The 19,615-nt window shown below is 70.1% G+C and carries 22 protein-coding genes; 11 read left to right on the forward strand and 11 right to left on the reverse strand.

Going from position 1 to position 19,615, the window contains the following annotated elements; translation table 11 throughout:
- Nucleotides 1-264 precede the first annotated feature (264 nt).
- Both AB0I88_RS38080 and AB0I88_RS38085 read left to right on the forward strand, forming a co-directional pair.
- On the forward strand, nucleotides 265-552 hold the full coding sequence (locus tag AB0I88_RS38080) for an Lrp/AsnC ligand binding domain-containing protein (protein WP_109592101.1): 288 nt from the start codon (nucleotides 265-267) through the stop codon (nucleotides 550-552).
- Between the two features lie 2 nt (nucleotides 553-554).
- Nucleotides 555-1,652 carry a barstar family protein gene (locus tag AB0I88_RS38085; protein WP_361036572.1) on the forward strand — a complete coding sequence of 366 codons (1,098 nt, stop codon included), beginning with the start codon at nucleotides 555-557 and terminating at the stop codon, nucleotides 1,650-1,652.
- Between the two features lie 444 nt (nucleotides 1,653-2,096).
- Here the strand turns inward: AB0I88_RS38085 and AB0I88_RS38090 are convergent, their stop codons facing one another.
- Genes AB0I88_RS38090 through AB0I88_RS38105 form a run of 4 tightly spaced genes read right to left on the reverse strand, consistent with a single transcriptional unit; the run spans nucleotide 2,097 to nucleotide 6,291 of the window.
- A complete protein-coding gene (locus tag AB0I88_RS38090) occupies nucleotides 2,097-3,698 on the reverse strand; it encodes a ubiquinol-cytochrome c reductase cytochrome b subunit (protein ID WP_361036574.1) in 1,602 nt (533 codons plus the stop codon).
- Nucleotides 3,695-4,801 carry a Rieske 2Fe-2S domain-containing protein gene (locus AB0I88_RS38095; protein WP_361036576.1) on the reverse strand — a complete coding sequence of 369 codons (1,107 nt, stop codon included), beginning with the start codon at nucleotides 4,799-4,801 and terminating at the stop codon, nucleotides 3,695-3,697. The genes AB0I88_RS38090 and AB0I88_RS38095 overlap by 4 nt, the downstream gene beginning before the upstream one ends.
- Nucleotides 4,798-5,646: a c-type cytochrome gene (locus tag AB0I88_RS38100; RefSeq protein WP_361036578.1), complete on the reverse strand. Its 849-nt coding sequence runs from the start codon at nucleotides 5,644-5,646 to the stop codon at nucleotides 4,798-4,800. Before AB0I88_RS38100 ends, AB0I88_RS38095 begins: the two co-directional genes overlap by 4 nt.
- Nucleotides 5,647-5,694: 48 nt before the next feature.
- The gene (locus tag AB0I88_RS38105) at nucleotides 5,695-6,291 is read right to left on the reverse strand and encodes a heme-copper oxidase subunit III (RefSeq protein ID WP_361036580.1); all 597 of its coding nucleotides are present in this window, start codon (nucleotides 6,289-6,291) and stop codon (nucleotides 5,695-5,697) included.
- A gap of 109 nt (nucleotides 6,292-6,400) precedes the next feature.
- On the opposite strand from AB0I88_RS38105, the gene AB0I88_RS38110 reads away from it, so the two are divergent.
- The 4 genes from AB0I88_RS38110 (at nucleotide 6,401) to AB0I88_RS38125 (ending at nucleotide 9,225) form a co-directional block, all read left to right on the forward strand.
- Nucleotides 6,401-7,339 (forward strand): cytochrome c oxidase assembly protein, encoded by a 939-nt coding sequence (locus AB0I88_RS38110; protein WP_361036582.1) that lies wholly within the window; start codon nucleotides 6,401-6,403, stop codon nucleotides 7,337-7,339.
- A gap of 48 nt (nucleotides 7,340-7,387) precedes the next feature.
- On the forward strand, nucleotides 7,388-7,813 hold the full coding sequence (locus AB0I88_RS38115) for a hypothetical protein (protein ID WP_361036584.1): 426 nt from the start codon (nucleotides 7,388-7,390) through the stop codon (nucleotides 7,811-7,813).
- Between the two features lie 31 nt (nucleotides 7,814-7,844).
- Nucleotides 7,845-8,903: an anthranilate phosphoribosyltransferase gene (gene trpD, locus AB0I88_RS38120; RefSeq protein ID WP_361036586.1), complete on the forward strand. Its 1,059-nt coding sequence runs from the start codon at nucleotides 7,845-7,847 to the stop codon at nucleotides 8,901-8,903.
- 109 nt (nucleotides 8,904-9,012) lie between these two features.
- Nucleotides 9,013-9,225, forward strand: coding sequence for a hypothetical protein (locus AB0I88_RS38125; protein ID WP_361036588.1), 213 nt, complete (start codon nucleotides 9,013-9,015; stop codon nucleotides 9,223-9,225).
- A gap of 154 nt (nucleotides 9,226-9,379) precedes the next feature.
- Here AB0I88_RS38125 and AB0I88_RS38130 read toward each other — a convergent pair whose 3' ends face one another.
- Nucleotides 9,380-9,844 (reverse strand): cytochrome c oxidase subunit 4, encoded by a 465-nt coding sequence (locus AB0I88_RS38130; RefSeq protein WP_361036590.1) that lies wholly within the window; start codon nucleotides 9,842-9,844, stop codon nucleotides 9,380-9,382.
- Nucleotides 9,845-9,856: 12 nt separating this feature from the next.
- Nucleotides 9,857-10,783: a cytochrome c oxidase subunit II gene (coxB, locus tag AB0I88_RS38135; RefSeq protein ID WP_361036592.1), complete on the reverse strand. Its 927-nt coding sequence runs from the start codon at nucleotides 10,781-10,783 to the stop codon at nucleotides 9,857-9,859.
- A gap of 180 nt (nucleotides 10,784-10,963) precedes the next feature.
- Here coxB and AB0I88_RS38140 point away from each other — a divergent pair, with 180 nt between their 5' ends.
- Together AB0I88_RS38140 and AB0I88_RS38145 are read left to right on the forward strand one after the other, a co-directional pair.
- Complete coding sequence (locus AB0I88_RS38140; protein WP_361036594.1) at nucleotides 10,964-12,109, forward strand: aminotransferase class V-fold PLP-dependent enzyme; 1,146 nt, start codon at nucleotides 10,964-10,966, stop codon at nucleotides 12,107-12,109.
- Nucleotides 12,106-12,315, forward strand: a complete 210-nt coding sequence (locus AB0I88_RS38145) for a sulfurtransferase TusA family protein (RefSeq protein WP_361036610.1) — start codon at nucleotides 12,106-12,108, stop codon at nucleotides 12,313-12,315. Before AB0I88_RS38140 ends, AB0I88_RS38145 begins: the two co-directional genes overlap by 4 nt.
- On the opposite strand, the gene AB0I88_RS38150 is transcribed toward AB0I88_RS38145, so the two are convergent.
- From AB0I88_RS38150 to AB0I88_RS38165, 4 genes are all read right to left on the reverse strand, one after another.
- On the reverse strand, nucleotides 12,308-12,808 hold the full coding sequence (locus AB0I88_RS38150; protein WP_361036596.1) for an ATP-binding protein: 501 nt from the start codon (nucleotides 12,806-12,808) through the stop codon (nucleotides 12,308-12,310). The two genes, AB0I88_RS38145 and AB0I88_RS38150, sit on opposite strands and share 8 nt — an antisense overlap.
- A 7-nt stretch (nucleotides 12,809-12,815) precedes the next feature.
- Nucleotides 12,816-13,793 carry a carbohydrate kinase family protein gene (locus AB0I88_RS38155; protein WP_361036598.1) on the reverse strand — a complete coding sequence of 326 codons (978 nt, stop codon included), beginning with the start codon at nucleotides 13,791-13,793 and terminating at the stop codon, nucleotides 12,816-12,818.
- A gap of 107 nt (nucleotides 13,794-13,900) precedes the next feature.
- Nucleotides 13,901-14,269: an iron-sulfur cluster insertion protein ErpA gene (gene erpA, locus AB0I88_RS38160; protein WP_093610809.1), complete on the reverse strand. Its 369-nt coding sequence runs from the start codon at nucleotides 14,267-14,269 to the stop codon at nucleotides 13,901-13,903.
- Between the two features lie 82 nt (nucleotides 14,270-14,351).
- A complete protein-coding gene (locus tag AB0I88_RS38165; RefSeq protein ID WP_361036600.1) occupies nucleotides 14,352-15,464 on the reverse strand; it encodes a glycerate kinase in 1,113 nt (370 codons plus the stop codon).
- A gap of 60 nt (nucleotides 15,465-15,524) precedes the next feature.
- On the opposite strand from AB0I88_RS38165, the gene nadA reads away from it, so the two are divergent.
- The 3 genes from nadA (at nucleotide 15,525) to AB0I88_RS38180 (ending at nucleotide 18,949) form a co-directional block, all read left to right on the forward strand.
- Nucleotides 15,525-16,703 (forward strand): quinolinate synthase NadA, encoded by a 1,179-nt coding sequence (gene nadA / locus AB0I88_RS38170; RefSeq protein ID WP_361036602.1) that lies wholly within the window; start codon nucleotides 15,525-15,527, stop codon nucleotides 16,701-16,703.
- Nucleotides 16,704-16,908: 205 nt separating this feature from the next.
- Nucleotides 16,909-18,264, forward strand: coding sequence for a UDP-N-acetylglucosamine 1-carboxyvinyltransferase (gene murA, locus AB0I88_RS38175; protein WP_361036604.1), 1,356 nt, complete (start codon nucleotides 16,909-16,911; stop codon nucleotides 18,262-18,264).
- Between the two features lie 67 nt (nucleotides 18,265-18,331).
- A complete protein-coding gene (locus tag AB0I88_RS38180; protein ID WP_361036606.1) occupies nucleotides 18,332-18,949 on the forward strand; it encodes a DUF3043 domain-containing protein in 618 nt (205 codons plus the stop codon).
- 195 nt (nucleotides 18,950-19,144) lie between these two features.
- Here the strand turns inward: AB0I88_RS38180 and AB0I88_RS38185 are convergent, their stop codons facing one another.
- Nucleotides 19,145-19,453, reverse strand: coding sequence for an AzlD domain-containing protein (locus AB0I88_RS38185; RefSeq protein ID WP_361036608.1), 309 nt, complete (start codon nucleotides 19,451-19,453; stop codon nucleotides 19,145-19,147).
- Nucleotides 19,454-19,615: the final 162 nt, after the last annotated feature.

The raw sequence follows: 19,615 nt of genomic DNA on the forward strand, positions 1-19,615 counted from the left end.
GGCCACCAGGGAGGCGACGACACCTGCCGCATGGTCACCGGGCGTGGCCCCAACTCAACACGCAAGAAGCGCACACACGGTGGCCAGGCTGATCGCCTCCGACCCGCCCGCTGTCGTCCGGGTGCAAAGGGTGTTTCGCCGCTTACCTCCGGGGCCGCTGCGGCGTGAGCGGCGGGGCAGGACCGAGGGCGTATGCGGGCCGGTGCCGGGTGGGCATAGCATGAGCGCGACCCACTTTCGTCCGCACAGCCGAGGAGTGCGCTGGTGAACACCGCGATCGTCCACATCGACTGCGCCACCGATTCGATCCCCGAGGTGGCCGAGGCTCTGGCTGCGCTGGACGGGGTGAGCGAGGTCTACTCGGTGGCCGGTGGCGTCGACCTGATCGCGATCGTCCGGGTGCCGCATTTCGACGACATCGCCGAGGTGATCGCGGGCCGGATCTCGAAGACTCCCGGCGTCGTCAACAGCGAGACGTTCGTGGCGTTCCGCGCCTACTCGAAGCACGACCTGGAAGACGCGTTCGCCATCGGCCTGCCGGACGCCGACTGACGTTGCGCCCGCGCTGGCTGCTGGAGGACGAGTTCAGCGACGACCTGCCGGAGACCGAGCCGTCCCGGCCGGTCGGGGTCTGCGCCGAGGTCGACGGCCTCTTCGCCGACCTGCCCGATCCCGGGCTGGAGCGGTTCGCGCTGGTGGACTGCGATCCTGAGCCGGGGTTGCGGGGCCGCCTCGGCGAGGTGTGCCTGGAAGCCTCGTTGCACGGGCAGGCGCCGCACGGCACCTGGCTGCGTGACGTCACCGTGGCGGGCGCCGGGGACGGCCGGGTCGAGCTGACCGGGCGGGTGCACGCCGAGCACCATCTGCGGCCGGTTCGCGCGATGCCGGCCGTGTCCGTGGACGGGTTCCGGCTCTGCCTGCCGGACGACACCACACTGGCCCGGTGCCGTGCGGTCGAGGGCGTCTACCGCTCGCGGCCGGAGCTGGAGCCGCCCAGCGTGCGCCTGATCGGGTTCCGGCCGGAGCCGTGGTTCCGGGAGCTGCTGGCGGACTGGCGCCCGGGAAACCTGCGGATCACCGCCTCCCTGTCGGGCCGGGCCGCCGACGGGCGGGCGCTGCGCACCCTCGAACCGGGTGTGTTCGCGGACGTGGCTGCTGTCCGGCCGTCTCCGCTCGGCCCGGACCTGTTCGACGTCGACCTCGACGGCGGGATGGTCGACCCGATCCCGGCACGGGCCCGGCCGCTCTGGGACGACTGGCTGGAGCACCGGCCCACCACCCCGGGCACCTGGCGCGACCTGGACACCGGCATGCGTCACGAGTGGCTGCGGCTGGCCCTGGCCGACCACCGGCACGACATCGCGGACCGGCCCGCGGGCACGGTCTACCACCTGGACGGCCGGCACGTGACCGACGTGAACGGTTTTTACTGCGCTCTCGGCGAGGCGGTCAACGGCCCCGGCGGCTACTTCGGGTGGAACCTCGACGCCGTCGACGACTGCCTCAACGGCTGCTGGGGCGCCACCACACCGTTCCGCCTGGAGTGGAGCCACTTCCCGGTGGCCCGGACGAGCCTGGGCGGCGACGAGGTCGACTACCTCGTCGATCTGCTCACCGAACGCGGCCGGGTGGAGGTCGTACCGGTCGGCTGACCGCCCGCTCCGGCCCGCCCGGCACGCCGCTGCCAGGAGTGTGCGCTGTCTGGCGCCGCTCGGGGGAACGACATGGCCGGGCCCCACCGCAGAGGCGGACGCGACAGCGCAGGCAGACCGTGGCCGCCCTCACCTCAAGGCAGGACAGACCAACCCGGCCACCACCGCCCACCACAGGGCCTGCGCCAGGCGAACCCAGGCCCCTACCGCGGCCTGGACCGGGCAACTATTCGCACGGAGGAACGAGCCGGAGCCTCCTACGGAGGATGTGTCCGTTCGCAGGTGGCGATGCGCCGTAGTCGATCTTGCCTCGGCTGGTCGTGGGCGCCCTCTCGGAGCGTTTGAGACAGCGCCCACGACCAGCCGAACACGCCCGTACCGCGGAACGGTAGAAGGCCCGCCAGGCAGATGCCTGACGGGCCTTCCGGAGAGTGGGACGCGGCCTCAGCGGCCGGACTTGATCTCCTCGCGTTTCGTGGCGCCGCCCACGGCCGGGGAGATCGGCATCTCGGCCGGTTTCTCGACCGGGTAGAAGAAGCCCTTGATCGCCGGGGCGAGCGCGCCGACGCGGTTCATCTTCTTGGGGACGACCCAGCCGGCGTACTCCAGCGGGACCGGGTGGCCGTGGTCGTCGACCGGGCCGAGCGGCTGGTGGATCTCGACGAACTGGCCGTTCGGGAGGCGCCTGATGATGCCGGTCTCGACACCGTGTGCCAGCACCTGGCGGTCGTGTTGCTGGAGACCGAGGCAGATGCGGACCGCGATGTAGTAGGCCAGCGGGGGCAGCAGGAGCAGGCCGATACGGCCGGCCCAGGTCATCGCGTTCAGGCTGATGTGGAACTTGTCGGCGATGACGTCGTTGGCGCCGGAGAGCGTGGCGACCAGGAAGAACGTCAGCGACATCATGCCGATGCCGACGCGCTCCGGGTTGTCGCGGGGACGCTCGAGCAGGTGGTGGGTGCGCTTGTCCTTGAGCTTGCGCGCTTCCAGCCACGGGTACGCCATGGGCAGTGTGAACAGCGCGCCCAGGCCCACGACGGCCGGCCAGAACATCGGCGGGATGCTGTAGTCACCGATGTAGATCTGCCAGTTCGGCATGAGCCGGACGAGGCCGTCCATGAACATGACGTAGAAGTCGGGCTGCGAGGCGGACGACACCTCGGACGCCCGGTACGGCCCGAACAGCCAGATCGGGTTGATCTGGAACAGGCCCGCCATCAGCGCGATGACACCGAAGACGGCCATGAAGAAGCCGCCCTGCTTCATCGCGTAGCGCGGGAACATGCGCTCGCCGACCACGTTCTCGTTGGTGCGCAGCGGGCCCGGCCACTGGGTGTGCTTCTGCTTGAACACGATGCCCAGGTGGGCGGCGATCAGCGCGAGCAGGATGCCCGGGATGAGCAGCACGTGCGCGATGTAGAACCGGCCGATGATGAACTCGCCGGGGAACTCGCCGCCGAAGATCGACGCCGAGAGCCAGGTGCCGATGACCGGCATGGTCAGCATGATCGCCGAGGCGATGCGCAGACCGGTGCCGGAGAGGCCGTCGTCCGGGAGCGAGTAGCCGGTGAAGCCGGCGAAGAAGCCCAGCAGGAACAGCAGGATGCCGATGACCCAGTTGATCTCACGCGGCTTGCGGAACGCGCCGGTGAAGAAGACGCGGGCCATGTGCACGATGATCGACGCCATGAACAGCAGCGCCGCCCAGTGGTGCAGCTGCCGCATGAAGAGGCCGCCGCGGACCTCGAACGACAGGTGCAGCGACGACTCGTAGGCCGCGGACATCATGGTGCCGCGCAGGCCCACGTAGGAGCCGTCGTACACCACCTCCTTCATCGACGGGTCGAAGAAGAGGGTGAGGAAGACGCCGCTGAGCAGCAGCACGATGAACGAGAACAGGGCGATCTCGCCGAGGAGGAACGACCAGTGGTCGGGGAAGACCTTGTTCAGCAGGCCGCGCAGCGGGGTGGCGGCCTGAAACCGGTCGTCCACCCCCTTGGCGAGGTTGGTCGGAGCCTCGGAGAGGTCCATCTTTCGGCGCTTCACGGCCGCTCCCAGAAGTCAGGTCCGACGGTGTCCTTGAAGTCGGACGCTGCCACGAAGAAACCTTCCTCGTCCACTGTAAGCGGCAGCATCGGCAGACGCCGAGTCGCGGGCCCGAAGACCGGCTGCGCGTTGTTGGTGATGAGGAACTGCGACTGGTGGCACGGGCAGAGGAGACGGTTGGTCTGCTGCTCGTAGAGGCTGGCGGGGCAGCCGGCGTGCGTGCAGATCTTGGAGAACGCGACATAGTTGCCGTACATCGAGCCCTTGTTACGGCCGTTCTTGTCGTTCTCGGCGTTCTTCCGGGTCTCGGCCGCGTCGTCCGCCCGCAGGTGGATGAGCAGCGTCGGCGAGTCGGCGTGCTTGTTGGTGGCGCCGTGCGGGATGCCCGGGTAGACGGTCATCTGGCCGCCGGCGCTGATGTCCTCGGGCCGGATCGGGCTGCCGTCGTCCCGGGTGAGCCGGACCAGCTTGTTGCCGTTGGTCACCGGGTTGAAGCCGGTGCGGTACATCATCGGCTCGGGATCCTTGTGCGGGTTCTGGATCAGCGCGCCGACGAGCGGGGCGCCGGCCGCCACGCCGAGCGGCAGCATGCCGAGGCCGATCGCGCCCTTGAGCAGCGGCCGGCGCTGGACGCCCAGCTCGTCCGCCACGTAGAGCATGGTCTGCCCGGTGATCAGCCGCTCGTCGTCGCTCGACGGCTCGCCGTGCCGCTGCTGGATGGACAGCTCGTGCGGCAGCAGCTTCTTCGCCCAGGCCAGGATCGCGAAGCCGAGCGCCAGCAGGCCGAGGCCGAGCGTGATGCCCAGGATCGGCGTGTAGTAGTCGCTCATCGTGTGGCCGAGCTCGAAGTGCCACGGCCACACGATGTAGAAGACCACGAACGCCGCGGTGAACAGCCCGGAGAGCAGGAACAGGATGGCGATGTTGCGGACGACCCGCTTCTCCGCCTTGGAGTTCTGCCCGTGGAAGTGCGACTCGTACGTGACGATCTCGATGTCGTCGCGCCGGAGGCCTTCCTTGACGATGTCGAACCGCGTCAGGTGCGGGTCGTTGACGTCGACCGGCGTACCCGTCTCGCCGGAGTCGTGGTGGACGGCCGTCATGACTTCCCCGCAATCCAGAGAGACGTGAAGACCAGCAGCGTGATGCCGACCAGGAAGATGGCCATGCCCTCGGTCGACGGTCCGTAACGGCCCAGGTTGAACAGACCGCCCGGGTCTTTGTCCTCTTGGAGCTGCAGCTGGATGTACGTGATGATCTGCTTCTTCTCGTCGGGCGAGAGCTGGTTGTCACCGAAGACCGGCATGTTCTGCGGGCCGGTCAGCATGGCGGCGTAGATCTGCTCGGCCGTGGCGTCGTGCAGGCCCGGGGCGAACTTGCCCGACGAGAGCGCGCCGCCGCCGCCGCCGAAACCATGACAGGAGGTGCAGTTGACCCGGAACAGCTCGCCGCCGTCGGCCAGCGCGTTCGGGTTGCTCTCAAGGTCCTTGACGAGCGGGCCTTCCGGCACCTCGGGACCACCGCCGAGCTCCTGGACGTACTGTCCGAGTTGCTTGGTCTGGGTCTCGTCGAACTGCGGCGGCTTCTGCTCCGCCTGTGCCTCCTGGCGGGTCATCGGCATGCGGCCGGTGCCGACCTGGAACTCCACCGAGGCGGAGCCGACGCCGATCAGGCTGGGTCCACGCCCCTCGACACCCTGTCCGTCACGCCCGTGACAGGTGATGCAGCTGGTGTCGTAGAGCGCCTTGCCCTCCTGGGCGGGGGCGGAGAGCGGGACGTTGTCCTCGGCGAACGCGCCCGGGGCGAACGCGGTGTAGACGCCGCCGGCCAGCACCAGGGCGGCAAGCATGCGCGCCGCGGCGCCGAGCCTCCGGCGCACCCGGCTGGGCGCGCCGCGCCGCCGGGAGAACACCCGGCCACGCCTGCGGGCGGGGGTGTCAGAAGTCATGGGTTATGTCCCTCTGGTTTGTTGTTGCGATCCTCGCCGTCGGCGCTGTTACTGAAGCCAATAGATCATGAGGAACAGGGCGATCCACACCACGTCGACGAAGTGCCAGTAGTAGGACACGACGATGGCCGAGGTGGCCTGAGCCGGTGTGAAGCGGCCCATGGTCGTCCGGATCATGTAGACGATGAAGGCGATCAGTCCACCGGTCACGTGCAGACCGTGGAACCCGGTCGTCAGGTAGAACATCGAGCCGTAACCGTCGCCGTTGATCTTGACGCCGTGGCCGACGAGCTCGACGTACTCGTTCACCTGGCCGAGCACGAAGATCAAGCCCATCACGAACGTGATCGTGAACCAGCGACGCAGCGCGAACACGTCGCCCTTCTCCGCGGCGAAGACACCCAACTGGCAGGTCACCGACGAGAGGACCAGGATCACCGTGAACGTCGTGGCGTAGGGGATGTTCAGCGCTTTGGTGTGGTGCTCCCAGAGGCTGTAGTCCGCCGCGCGGATCGAGAAGTACATCGCGAACAACGCCGCGAAGAACATGAGCTCGCTGGAGAGCCACACGATGGTCCCGACGCTGACCATGTTCGGTCGGGTCAGCGAATGGATCCGGCTCTTGTCGATGGCTGCCGCAGTCACGGCCTCATTATTCATCCAAGATAGGTCCAAGGTCCCTCGGGGTCCCCAATCCGGCCCAGTGGGAGGCCCGGAATATTCCGTGACCAGCGGGTAGGCCTAGCCTCGAAGGGTGCGTCCTCACGTTTTGCCCCCTCTCGCGGCCGATGGCGGAGATACTGGACTTCCGCCCTTCAGCCCGGCGGCCATCTTCACCGAGGTCAACCTCGTCAGCCTGATCGCGCTGGGGTTACTGGTCTCGGCGGCGCTCTACGGGTATGGCGTCTGGCGCCTCCGACAGCGCGGCGATCACTGGCCGGCCGGGCGGACCGCGGCGTTCGTCGCGGGTGGACTCGGGTCGATCGCGGCGGTGACGGTCACCGGGATCGAGGCCTACGACACGACCATGATCTCCGTGCACATGGTCCAGCACATGGTGCTGTCCATGGTGGGCCCGATCTTCCTGGCCCTCGGCGCGCCGACCACCCTGGCGCTGCGGGTGCTGCACGGCCCGCCCCGCAAGACCCTGCTCGCGTTCGTGCACAGCCGCTACGTACGCGTGCTCACGTTTCCGCTGGTCGCGTTCGGACTGTTCATCGCGAACCCGTTCGTCCTCTACTTCACCGGCGCGTACCGGCAGACCCTGGAGCACGTCTGGGTGCACGAGTTCGTCCACCTGCACTTCATCGTGACCGGCTGCCTCTTCTTCTGGCCGTTGCTGGGCCTGGACCCGTTGCCGAACCGCTGGCCGTACCCGGGCCGCGCTCTGCTCATGGTGCTGAGTGTGCCGTTCCACACGGTGCTCGGGCTGACGATCATGCAGAGCACCGAGCTGCTCGGCGGCGACTGGTACCCGAACCTCGGCCTGAGCTGGCTGGATCCCAAGGCCGATCAGGTCACCGCGGGCGGCATCCTGTGGGCCGGTGGCGAGATCGTCAGTGTCACGATGCTGGGCATCCTGGTGGTCCAGTGGGTCCGTCAGTCGGAGCGGGAGGCCCGCCGGATCGACCGGGCGCTGGACCGCGCCGAGGCGGCCGAGAACGCGGTACGCCCGGCGGCCGACCCGGGATGACCAGTTCGGTACGATCGGCCAGACCTAGGACGTGAGGTGGGGCACAAGATGAGCGAGTACACCGTTCTGCTCTACAGCGACGACGCCGCCGTGCGGGACCGGATCCGGCTCGCCATCGGCAAGCGTCCCGCCGCTGATCTCGAGGTCGAGTTCTGCGAGGCGGCCACGTGGGAGGAGTGCCGTCGGCTGCTCGACGAGTACGAGATCGATCTGATGATGCTCGACGGTGAGGCGACCCCCGCCGGCGGCATCGGCATCGCCCGTCAGACCAAGGACGAGTACCTCACGCCGCCGCCGACCTGTGTGGTGATCGCCCGCGCCGCGGACCGTTGGCTCGCCGCGTTCGCGCAGGTCGACGCGACGCTGCTGGCTCCGCTGGACCCGGTGACCACCGGTCAGACGGTGGCCGGCCTGCTCCGCGGCCGCCGCGACGGCGCCGTCCCGCTCGGCACCCTGGGCACCGTTCCCCGCTGACTCTGACGACACCCCGTATGGAGGCCCCGCCATGGGCGCACGCACCTGGCCCAATCTGACCAGCGCACTGCTCCGCGGCGAGGAGCTCGCCTCCGCGGACACGGCGTGGGCGATGGGCGAGATCATGGCCGGCAACGCGACGCCGGTGCAGATCGCCGGGTTCGCGATCGCGCTGCGGTCCAAGGGCGAGACGCCGGCGGAGCTGGCCGGCCTGGTGGAGGCGATGCTCGCCAACGCCACGCTGGTCGAGCTGCCGGAGGCGACCCGGACCCGGGCGGTGGACGTGGTGGGCACCGGCGGCGACCGGGCCAACACGGTGAACATCTCCACGATGGCGGCGATCGTCACGGCCTCCGCCGGGGTGACCGTGGTCAAGCACGGCAACCGGTCGGCGTCGTCCACCACCGGCACGGCCGACCTGCTGGAGCACTTCGGCCTGCCGCTGGACCTGGGCCCGGCCGGCGTGGCCCGCACGGTCGAGGAGGCGGGCATCGGCTTCTGTTTCGCGGCCCGCTACCACCCGGGCATGCGGCACGCCGCGGTGACCCGGCGTGAGCTGGGCGTGCCGACCTTCTTCAACGTGCTCGGCCCGCTGACCAACCCGGCCCGCCCGACGTCGGCCATGGTCGGCTGCTTCGATCCGCGGATGGCCCCGGTGATGGCCGAGGTGTTCGCCGGGCGCGGCGACTCGGCGCTGGTGGTGCGCGGCGAGGACGGGCTGGACGAGTTCACCACGTCGGCGCCGACGCGGGTCTGGATGGCCCGGGACGGCAAGGTGGAGGAGCTGCTGGTGGACGCCGCGGAGCTGGGCCTGGCCCGGAGCGCTCCGGCCGATCTGCGCGGCGGTGACGCGGCGTTCAACGCCGACGTGGCCCGCCGGACGTTCGCCGGTGAGCAGGGCCCGGTGCGCGACGCCGTGCTGCTCAACGCGGCGGCCGCGTTCGCGGCGCAGAGCGGCTTCCCGGGCGACTTCCACGAGACGCTGCGGGACGGCATCAAGCGGGCGGCCGAGGCGATCGACTCGGGTGCCACGACGGCTCAGCTGGACCGCTGGGTGGGTGCCGCGCAGGCGGCCAAGAGAGCCGAATAGCCGCGGGAATCCCGCAACACGCCGCCGACAATGCCAGGGTATGTCCGTTATCCGTGACAACGTCTGAATGACATTCGGGTAATCCGGCTTCCCGCGAAGGGAGAAACCCGTGGAGGAACGCGAACTGCGCTGCGTCATCTGCGACGGCGACATGCTGTTCGAGGTGCCGCCGTGCGAGGACGGCCACGACGAGTGCCCCGAACTGGTCTGCACCCGCTGCGGCGCCGCCGAGGTGGTCGCCCCGATCGTCGTGCACCTGTCGTGGCTCCCCGGCGGCAAGAAGCGGCGTGTAGCGCCCGCTCAGCGGTCTGCCGCGGCCTGAACTCAGGGGTACGCCTACCCGAACCCGCCGTGGAGGACCCGCGACCCTCCGGGCCCCTCAGGGCCCGCGACGCGCCCGCCGGGCTGATCACGTCCGGAGACGAGGAAGCCCGCCGCTCCCCGAAGGGACGGCGGGCTTCCTCGTCAGCCGAGACTCAGAGGTGCGCCTCGGGGTGCCGGGTGCCCGAGTAGTACTCGAACAGCAGGCCGCACGAGGCGAAGACGACGGCGGCCAGGCCGAAGGCCAGCAGCCACCACATCCAGAACACCAGGCCCATGCCGGCCACCGCCGCCGCCAGCGCGATGCCGAACGGCCAGTAGCTGCCCGGGCTGAAGAAGCCGACCTCGCCGGCTCCCTCGGCGATCTCGCCGTCCTCGCGGTCCTCCGGGCGCAGGTCGATACGCCGGGCGACGAACCAGAAGAAGCCCGCGCACATCGCGCACAGCAGCCCGGACAGGATCAGGGCGACCACGCCGACCCACTCCGTGCCGCCCTGGAAGCCGCCGTCGGACGACGTACCCGAGATGTTGCCGGTGTTGTAGGTGTACACGCCGTAGACGGCGGCCGCGCCGAAGAGGAACACGGCGACCGCGGCGAAGATCTTGTATTCGGTCCTCACGTCGAGAGTCCCCTACTTCCCTACGGCTACGGTCTCGGGCTGGTTCCACGAGTGCTGCTGACGCCGGGTGTCGAACGGCGACGTCGTCGTGGCGAACGGCTCCTTGCCGATCGTGGTGAGCGCCGCCTGCGTCGTCTGCCCGGCCTTCTTGGCCGCGAGGAACCGGTCGAACTCGTCGGACGAGACCGCGACCAGCTCGAAGTTCATGAAGGCGTGGTACGTGCCGCACAGTTCGGCGCACCGGCCGACGTAGCGGCCCTCCTTGTCGAGGGTCACCTCGAACACGTTGCGCACGCTGCCGGGGAACACGTCCCGCTTGAACAGCATCTCCGGCACCCAGAACGAGTGGATGACGTCCTTGCTGGTCTCCTCGAACCGGATCTTCTCACCGACCGGGAGGACCAGGATCGGGATCACGTCGGACGAGCCGACGGTCGAGGCGACCGTGTTGGCCTTCTCGCCCATCCCGTCACGGTAGTTGAACTGCCAGTTCCACTTGAACGCGACGACTTCGACGACCTGGTCCGGGTTCTTGGACAGCTTGTCGACGTTGGTCTGCACGATCGCGGTGTAGTAGAAGAGCACCGCGACGATGAGGATCGGCACGACCGTGTAGAGCGTCTCCATCGGCATGTTGAACCGGGTCTGCACGGGCAGTTCCTCGCCGCGCTTGCGATACCGGATCACACACCAGAAGATCAGGCCCCACACACCGACGCCCACCGTCAGAGCGGCGATCGTCGACGCGATCCACAGGTCGTACATCTCATGGGCCTGCAGACTGATACCCCGGCCCGGCCAGCCGAAGTGACCGAATGCGGATCCCCAGTCCTCGATCGAACAGCCCGAGAGCAGCGTCAGCAGCGTCGCGCCGCCGAGAACCAGCCCGGCCGCCCGGCCTACTGCCCGCGGCCGTGTGGCCGAACTCCTTGCGCCCACCTGCTTCTGCCTCCTTAGCAGCGCCGCCTGCCGAAATCGGACACCTGGCGGCAAGGCTCACTGACGGTCGCACACTACTCGACCAGGTCACTGCGGCCAGCCACCGGGGGGCTTAGGACCCTGGCGCGGAACCGACCGTCCAGCAAAACACCCGGACAAGCGGACGATACCGTTCCCCCTGTGAATTACACACGCGATCCGGCCGGGACGCTGGCTTACCTGGACGCCGCCACCGCGGCGCCCACGCATCCGGTGGCACGGGAGGCGCTTCTCGCCGCCCTCGCCGACGGCTGGGCCGACCCGTCCCGGCTCTACGCGGCCGGGCGGCGGGCCCAGCGACTGCACGAGGCGGCCACCGCGGTGGTCGCCGAGATCCTGGGCGTACGGGTGGACGAGGTGAGTTTCCAGCCCTCCGGCACGGCGGCGGCGCAGGCGGCGGTCCTGGGCGGTCTGGCCGGCCGGAAACGGGTGGGCCGGATCCTGGCGCACTCGGCGATCGAGCATTCGGCGGTGCTGCACGCCGCGCGGACGGCCGAGGCGGTGGAGGTCGGTGTGGACCGGCTCGGCCGGCTCGACCTGGACGCGTGGGCGGCCGCGGTCCGCGGCGACGGGGTGGCCCTGGCCGCCCTGATCAGCGCCAGTCACGAGGTGGGCACGGTGCAGCCGGTGGCGGCGGCCGCGGAGCTGTGCGCGGAGGCCGGGGTGCCGCTGTTCGTGGACGCGGCGCAGACGGTGGGCCGGGCGCCGGTGCCGCCGGGCTGGTCACTGCTCAGCGCCTCGGCGCACAAGTGGGGCGGTCCGGCGGGAGTCGGCGTGCTGGTGGTGCGCAAGGGTGTGCGCTGGCTTTCCCCGTACCCTCAAGATGATCTTTATCGGCCCCGCCACCCGGGCGCGCTCTCGCTGCCCGCCGTGGTCGCGGCGGCGGCGAGTCTGCGTGCCGCGGTGGCCGAGGCGCAGACCGAGGCGGTGCGGCTGAGCGCGCTGGTGGACCGGATCCGGGAGCGGGTGGCGGCCACCGTGCCGGACGTGGAGATCGTCGGCGATCCGGCCGGGCGGCTGCCGCACCTGGTGACCTTCAGCTGCCTGTACGTCGACGGCGAGGCCCTGCTGCACGCCCTGGACCGGCACGGTTTCGCCGTCTCGTCCGGGTCCTCGTGCACCTCGTCGACGCTGCGCCCGAGTCACGTGCTGGAGGCGATGGGCGTGCTCAGCCACGGCAACGTGCGGGTGTCGCTGCACCGGGAGACCACCGAGGCGGACGTCGAGCGTTTCCTGGCGGTGCTGCCGGACGTGGTGGCCGCCATCCGGAAGGAGGCCGGGATCTGATCACGCTGGACTGCCGGGGCCTGCGCTGCCCGATCCCGGTGATCAGGCTGGCCAAGGCCGTCCCGGGCGTGGCGGTCGGGGAGATCGTGCGGGTGCTCGCCGACGACCCGGCCGCGGCCAACGACATCCCCGCCTGGTGCCGGATGAAGGGCCAGGAGTTCGTCGCGGCCGACGGCCACGCCTTCGACGTGCGCAGAGTCACCTGAGATAGCCGACGACCGAGGGCACCGGGTCCTTGGCCAGGTGGGTGTCGACGACCAGGCGCGGGCCCAGATAGGGCTCGTACTCCGCCTGGCGCTCCAGCACCCGCACCCAGTCCGGGATGCCCTCGTGGTCGCGCGCCCGGAACCGCTCCTCGACCCGGCGGCGGTGCTCCAGGTCGTCGGTGCAGATCACCTCGACGACCCGCAACGGCACGTCCATCCGGTCGGCCAGGTCGATCCACATCTGCCGCGCCGACCGGACCGGATTGACCGCGTCGATGATCACGTGGTGGCCGATCTGGAGCTGCTGCTCGGCGAGCGCGGCCACCACCCCGTAGGCGGCGTGGCCGGGCCGCGGCTCCTGCACCCCGTAGCGATGCAGCGTGAAGTCGACCGTGTCGACGGCGAGGACCGCCGCGGGCAGCTCGGCTGCGACCGCGGCGGCCAGGGTGCTCTTGCCGACTCCGGGGAGCCCGGCGAAAACCGCTAGAACCATGTCGGGGTCACGCCGGCAGCAGCGGCGCGATCTCCGCGGCGGCCTCGTCCCCGTACGCCCCCGCGAACCGCTTCAGGAAGTCGGCGGGGCGCACCTCGTACTCCTGGGTGCCGACGGTCTCCAGCACCAGGGCGGCGACCAGCGAGCCGACCTGGGCCGACCGCTCCAGCCCCAGCCCCCAGGACACGCCCGCGAAGAAGCCGGCCCGGAACCCGTCGCCGACACCGGTCGGGTCCTCGCCGATGACCCCCGGCACGACCGGCACGTGAATCCGGTCGATCTCCCGGCCGGTGATCTCCACACCGTCCTTGCCGAGCGTGGTGACCCGCACCTTCACCTGCTCCAGCACCTGGTCGCCGGTGAGGCCGGCCTTGGTCTCCAGCAGGGACCGCTCGTACTCGTTGGTCAGCAGGTAGTCCGCGCCGCTGATCAGGCTCAGCACGTCGGAGCCGTCCATCCGGGCGAGCTGCTGCGACGGGTCGGCGGCGAACGCGTACCCCCGCTCGCGGCACTCGGCGGAGTGGCGGATCATCGCGGCCGGGTCGTTCGCCCCCACCAGCACCAGGTCGAGGCCGCCGGCCCGGTCGTGCACCGGCTGCAGCTCGATGTTGCGCGCCTCGGCCATCGCCCCCGCATAGAACGAGGCGATCTGATTGAGGTCGTCGTCGGTGGTGCAGACGAACCGGGCGGTGTGCGCCGTGTCGCTGATGTGCACCGAGTCGCAGTCCACCCCGTGCCGCTCGAGCCAGGACCGGTAGTCGGCGAAGTCGGCACCGACCGCACCGACCAGGATCGGGCGCAGTCCCAGCTTGCCCATCCCGAAGGCGATGTTGGGAGCGACGCCACCCCGGCGGACCACCAGGTCGTCGACGAGGAAGGACAGCGACACCTTGTGCAGCTGGTCGGCGATGAGCTGCTCGGCGAACCTGCCGGGGAAGTGCATCAGATGGTCGGTGGCGATCGAGCCGGTGACGGCGATCTTCATTTCGGCCCTCGGGGTAGGGAACAGGGGGCGTTACGGGTAGAGACTACCGGTCCGCCGACAGCGAACAGGCCGCCCCGTTCAACGGGACGGCCTGTTCAAAGGTTGCCTCAGTGGAACGAGTCACCGCAGGCGCAGGAGTTCTGCGCGTTCGGGTTGTCGATCGTGAAACCCTGAGCGTCGATCCGGTCGGCGAAGTCGATGGTCGCGCCCGCCAGGTAGGGAGCGCTCATCCGGTCCACCACGACCTCGACGCCGTCGAAGTCGCTGACGATGTCCCCGTCGAGCGAGCGCTCGTCGAAGAAGAGCTGGTAACGCAGGCCGGAGCAGCCACCGGGCTGTACAGCGATGCGCAGGCGCAGGTCGTCGCGCCCTTCCTGCTCGATCAGGGCCTTGACCTTCACCGCGGCGACGTCGGTCAAGATGACGCCGGTCGGGGCGGTCGCCTCGGTCGACTCGGTGTGCGCTTCAGTGGTCACTAGGTAATCTCCCTGCCAGGTGCGGTCATGTGCCGTACCAGGCAACGCTAACCCGATTCCGCCGGATTCCCAATCCGGCCGCTCAGATCGCCCGGCTCCATTGCCCGGCCAGGCGCGCTGAGAGTTCGCGCAGGCCACGGGCGGGTTCGGCGAGCGCGGTCCCGACGCTCCCGAAATGCTCCACGAGGGTGTGCGTCTCGGTGACCCCGGCGGCCGCGGCCTCCCGCTGCCCGGTCTCGTTGCGCCCGGCCAGCACCACGCACGGCAGGCCCCGGTCGCGGGCGCCGGCCGCGATCCCGGCGACCACCTTGCCGCGCAGCGACTGGTGGTCGAACGAGCCCTCCCCGGTGATCACCAGATCGGCGGCGTCCAGCTCGGCGTCCAGGCCGATCAGGCTCGTCACCAGATTGATGCCGGAGGTGACCGTGCCGCCGAGAGCGATCAGCGCGGCGCCCAGACCGCCGGCCGCGCCGCCGCCGGGGCGGGTGGCCAGGTCCTCGATCCCGAACGCCTTCTCCAGCACGCCGGCGAAGTGCTCCAGGGCGGCGTCCAGGCGGAGCACGTCCTCGCGGTCGGCGCCCTTCTGCGGGCCGAAGACGTTGCTGGCGCCGTGCAGGCCGGTCAGCGGGTTGTCCACGTCGGTGGCGGCGACCAGGCGCACCTGACGCAACGCCGGGACACCGCCCAGCGCGGCCGCGGTGATCAGCGGGATCCCGCCGTACGGCAGGGCGTAGCCGGACCCGTCGACCGGGGCGGCGCCCAGCGCGGCCAGCATGCCGGCGCCGGCGTCGTTGACCGCGGAGCCGCCCAGCCCGACGACCACCTCGGCCGCTCCGGTCTCGACGGCGGCGGTCATCAGCAGGCCCAGGCCGTACGAGGTGGTCACCTTGGGGTCACGTTCGGCGGCGGTGAGCAGGTGCAGGCCGCACGCCTGGGCGCTCTCCACGTAGGCGACGCCGTTCGCGTACAGGATCTCGCCGCGGGCCGGGCGGCCGAGCGGGTCGACGGTGTCCACCGGGATCCGCCGGCCGTCCAGGGCGGTGGCCAGGACCTCGACGAAACCGGGCCCGCCGTCGGCGAGTGGGCGTTGCACGAGGACGTCACCCGGGACGGACCACCCGTCGGCGACGGCTCGGGCGACTTCGGGGGCGGAAAGGGTACCGGCGAACTTGTCCGGACAGATCAGTACGCGCACTCCGCGAGTGTGGCAGCACACTGCCCGGGGCGCAGCTACCGTCTCATCCGCTGTGCGACCATGTCAGGCGTGACGTCGACCTGGACCGAACCCTCGAACAGCCCTGTGGCTCTGCTCCTGCTCGGGCACGGCACCGACCCGGCGAGCGAGCGGGGTGTGGACTGCCCCGGCGATCTGCCCGCCCCCAGCGATCCGGGCCTGGTGGCCCGGGCGACGGCGGCGAAGGCGGCGCTCGGCGACCGGGTGTTCGTGCTGGGCCATCATTACCAGCGCGACGAGGTGATCCAGTTCGCCGACGTCACGGGTGACTCGTTCAAGCTGGCCCAGCAGGCGGCGGCCCGGCCGGAGGCGGAGTTCATCGTCTTCTGCGGCGTGCACTTCATGGCCGAGAGCGCGGACATCCTGACCAAGCCGTCGCAGCGCGTCATCCTTCCGGATCTCGCCGCCGGCTGCTCGATGGCCGACATGGCCGTCCTCGGTCAGGTGGAGACGGCCTGGGAGCACTTCGAGGACCTGGGCATCACCGACCAGATCGTCCCGGTGACGTACATGAACTCCTCGGCCGACATCAAGGGCTTCGTCGGCCGCAACTCCGGCGTGGTGTGCACCTCGTCGAATGCGAAGCGTGCCCTGACCTGGTCGTTCGAGCAGGGGTCGAAGGTGTTCTTCCTGCCCGACCAGCATCTGGGCCGCAACACCGCGGTTCTGGAGATGGGTTTCGACCTGGACGACTGCGTCCTCTACGACCCGCACAAGCCGCACGGCGGCCTGACCGGCGAGCAGCTGCGGAACGCCCGGATGATCCTGTGGCGCGGCCACTGCTCGGTGCACGGCCGGTTCACCATCGACAGTGTCCGTGAGGTGCGCGAGCGGGTGCCCGGCGTCAACGTCCTGGTGCACCCGGAGTGCCGTCACGACGTGGTCCGCGCGGCCGACTACGTGGGCTCGACCGAATACATCATCAGGGCTCTGGACGCGGCGCCGGCCGGTTCGGCGTGGGCGGTCGGCACCGAGCTGAACCTGGTTCGCCGCCTGGCGCTGGCCCACCCGGACAAGCAGATCATGTTCCTCGACCGGGCGGTCTGCTACTGCTCCACCATGAACCGGATCGACCTCCCCCACCTGGTGTGGGCGCTGGAGGAACTGGTCGCCGGACGGGTGCCGAATGTGATCACGGTGGACGAGAAGACCGCGCGGGAGGCCCGGGTCGCTCTCGACCAGATGCTCGCACTTCCGTGACGCTGTGTAGCCAAACGAATCCATCCGGCCGGTGGATTCCTCACGGCCGGCTTAAGTACGAGCATTAACGGCGTTTCTTGGATCGCGACGGCTGCCATGGCTGTCACTCAGCGCTATGCTTCCCCGGTTGCAGAATCGGGTACCCCCGCCCGCGCTCTGCTTACTCGATCATCGGGCGCTCCGCGCCCGCCGGCTGGAGGTTACGTTGACCGAAGATGTCCTGGTCGTGCACGGTGGCACGCCGCTGCAGGGGCAGATCCGGGTCCGTGGCGCCAAGAATCTCGTCTCCAAGGCTATGGTGGCCGCCCTGCTCGGCGAGTCCCCGAGCCGTCTCTACGACGTCCCGCGGATTCGCGACGTCGAGGTGGTCAGCGGGCTTCTCGAGATCCACGGCGTCAAGGTGTCCGCCGGGATCGAGGACGGCGAGCTGGTGCTGGACCCCACCAACGTGGAGAGTGCCAGCACCGACGAGATCAACGTCCACGCGGGCTCGAGCCGGATCCCGATCCTGCTCTGCGGGCCGCTGCTGCACCGCCTCGGTCACGCGTTCATCCCGGATCTGGGCGGCTGCCACATCGGCCCGCGCCCGATCGACTTCCACATCAGGGCGCTGCGCGAGTTCGGCGCGGTCGTCGACAAGACCCCCGAGGGCATGCATCTGAGCGCCCCGAACGGTCTGCACGGCGCCAAGCTGGAGCTGCCCTACCCGAGTGTGGGCGCCACCGAGCAGGTGCTGCTGACCGCGGTCCGCGCCGAGGGCGTGACCGAGCTGCGCAACGCCGCGATCGAGCCGGAGATCATCGACCTGATCTGCATCCTGCAGAAGATGGGCTCGATCATCACGGTGCACACCGACCGGGTCATCGAGATCCAGGGCGTGCCGAGGCTGTACGGCTACGAGCACAAGCCCATCCCGGACCGGATCGAGGCCGCCAGCTGGGCCGCCGCCGCGCTCGCCACCCGTGGTGAGATCGAGGTGCTGGGCGCTCGCCAGCAGGACATGATGACGTTCCTGAACGTCTACCGGTCCATCGGCGGCGAGCTGAAGATCACCGACGACCGGGTGGCCCGCGCGGGCGTGACCGGCTCCGAGGGCGGCATCAAGTTCTGGCACCCGGGCGGCGAGCTGAAGGCCGTCGCGCTGGAGACCGACGTGCACCCCGGCTTCATGACCGACTGGCAGCAGCCGCTGGTGGTCGCGCTGACCCAGGCCCGGGGCATCTCGATCATGCACGAGACGGTGTACGAGCAGCGGCTCGGCTACACCGAGGCGCTGAACTCGATGGGCGCCACCATCCAGGTCTACCGGGACTGCCTGGGCGGCACCCCGTGCCGGTTCGGCCGCCGCAACTTCATGCACTCCGCGGTGATCGCCGGCCCGTCGAAGCTGCACGCCGCCGACCTGGTCATCCCGGACCTGCGGGCCGGCTTCGCGCACCTGATCGCCGCCCTGGCCGCGGAGGGCACCTCGCGCGTCTACGGCGTCAACCTGATCAAGCGCGGCTACGAGGACTTCGAAGCGAAGCTGGCCGCTCTCGGCGCCCACGTCGAGCGTCTCTGAGCTGCATCTTCGTCACGATCAACGGCGCGGTGTGCGACACACCGCGCCGTTTGGCTAGGCTTCTCACGTGTCCCCGCTGTTTCGCCGTAAGCCAGCCGACGCCGACCCTTCTCCCGCGGAGCAGGAGGTGGTCGTCGCCGAGTCGCGCCCGAAGGGTTACACGCCCAGCAAGAAGGAGCTGGGGGTGGTCACCCCGAAACGGGCCGCCACCGGCCGCCGGGTGCAGGATCCGGCGCCGGCCAACCGCAAAGAGGCGTACAAGCAGTTGCGCGACCGGCAGCGTGCCGAGCGCGCGGAGGCCGCCGAGGGCATGCGCAACGGCGACGAGCGCTACCTGCTCGCCCGTGACCGCGGCCCGGAGCGTTCACTGGTGCGCGACCTCGTCGACTCACGGCGTACCGTCGGGTCGTTCTTCATCGGCGGCGCGGTGGTCGTGCTGATCGGCGCGTCGATCGCCAACCCGGTCGTGCAACTCGCCAGCAACCTGCTGTGGGCCGGTCTGGCGCTGGCCGTCTTCGTGGACAGCGTGTTCATCGCCCGGCGGATCAAGAAGCAGATCCGGGCCCGTTTCCCGCAGACCACGCAGAAACTGGGCGGCCTCTACTTCTACGGCATCATGCGCGGCCTGACCTTCCGGCGGATGCGGGTGCCGAAGCCGAAGGTCGAGATCGGCGCCAAGGTCTGACCTCACGCACGCGGAGACCACTCGGTCTCCGCGTTCCGTCTTCTCAGGCCCTTTCCGGTACGGGCACGGCCGCGCCCCATGGAGGACGGGCCGTTCCGCCTGCTCGGCGCGAGCCACTGCCGGGTCCGGCCGGTGCCGCGCCCGCCGGGCTGAGCTGCCCACTCACCCGCTGCTCGACCCGGCCGGGCCGCACCATCACTCCACGCCGGCCAGGCGCAGCAGGGCGGTGACTGCGGCCGCGGCCAGGACGACCACCACGAACGGCGCCTTTCGCCAGGCCAGGAGCCCGCCGGCCAGGACTCCGGCGGGCCGGGCGAACCCGGCGAACTCGCTGCCGGCCATCAGCGCGGCCGTCCCGGCCAGGGCGGCCAGCAGCGCGGCGGCCGACATCGGGAGCATCCGCTGGATCGGCTCGGAGAGCTCCAGCCGGTCGCGCAGCACGACGCCGCTGAGCCGGATCGCGTAGGTGCCGGCCGCCAGGACGAGGATCGCGGTGATCAGCATGACGCCTCCCGGGTCACGGTCGGTTCGGGCTCCGGGGTGGTCGGCGGGCGGCGGTGGGCGGGCTCCGGGGTGGTCGGCGGGCGGCGGTGGGCGGGCTCCGGGGTGGTCGGCGGGCGGCGCGGAGCGGGCTCCCGGGTGGTCGAGGTCCGGCGCCGGATGAAG

It is taken from the genome of Actinoplanes sp. NPDC049802, assembly GCF_040656595.1.
GTDB lineage: Bacteria > Actinomycetota > Actinomycetes > Mycobacteriales > Micromonosporaceae > Actinoplanes.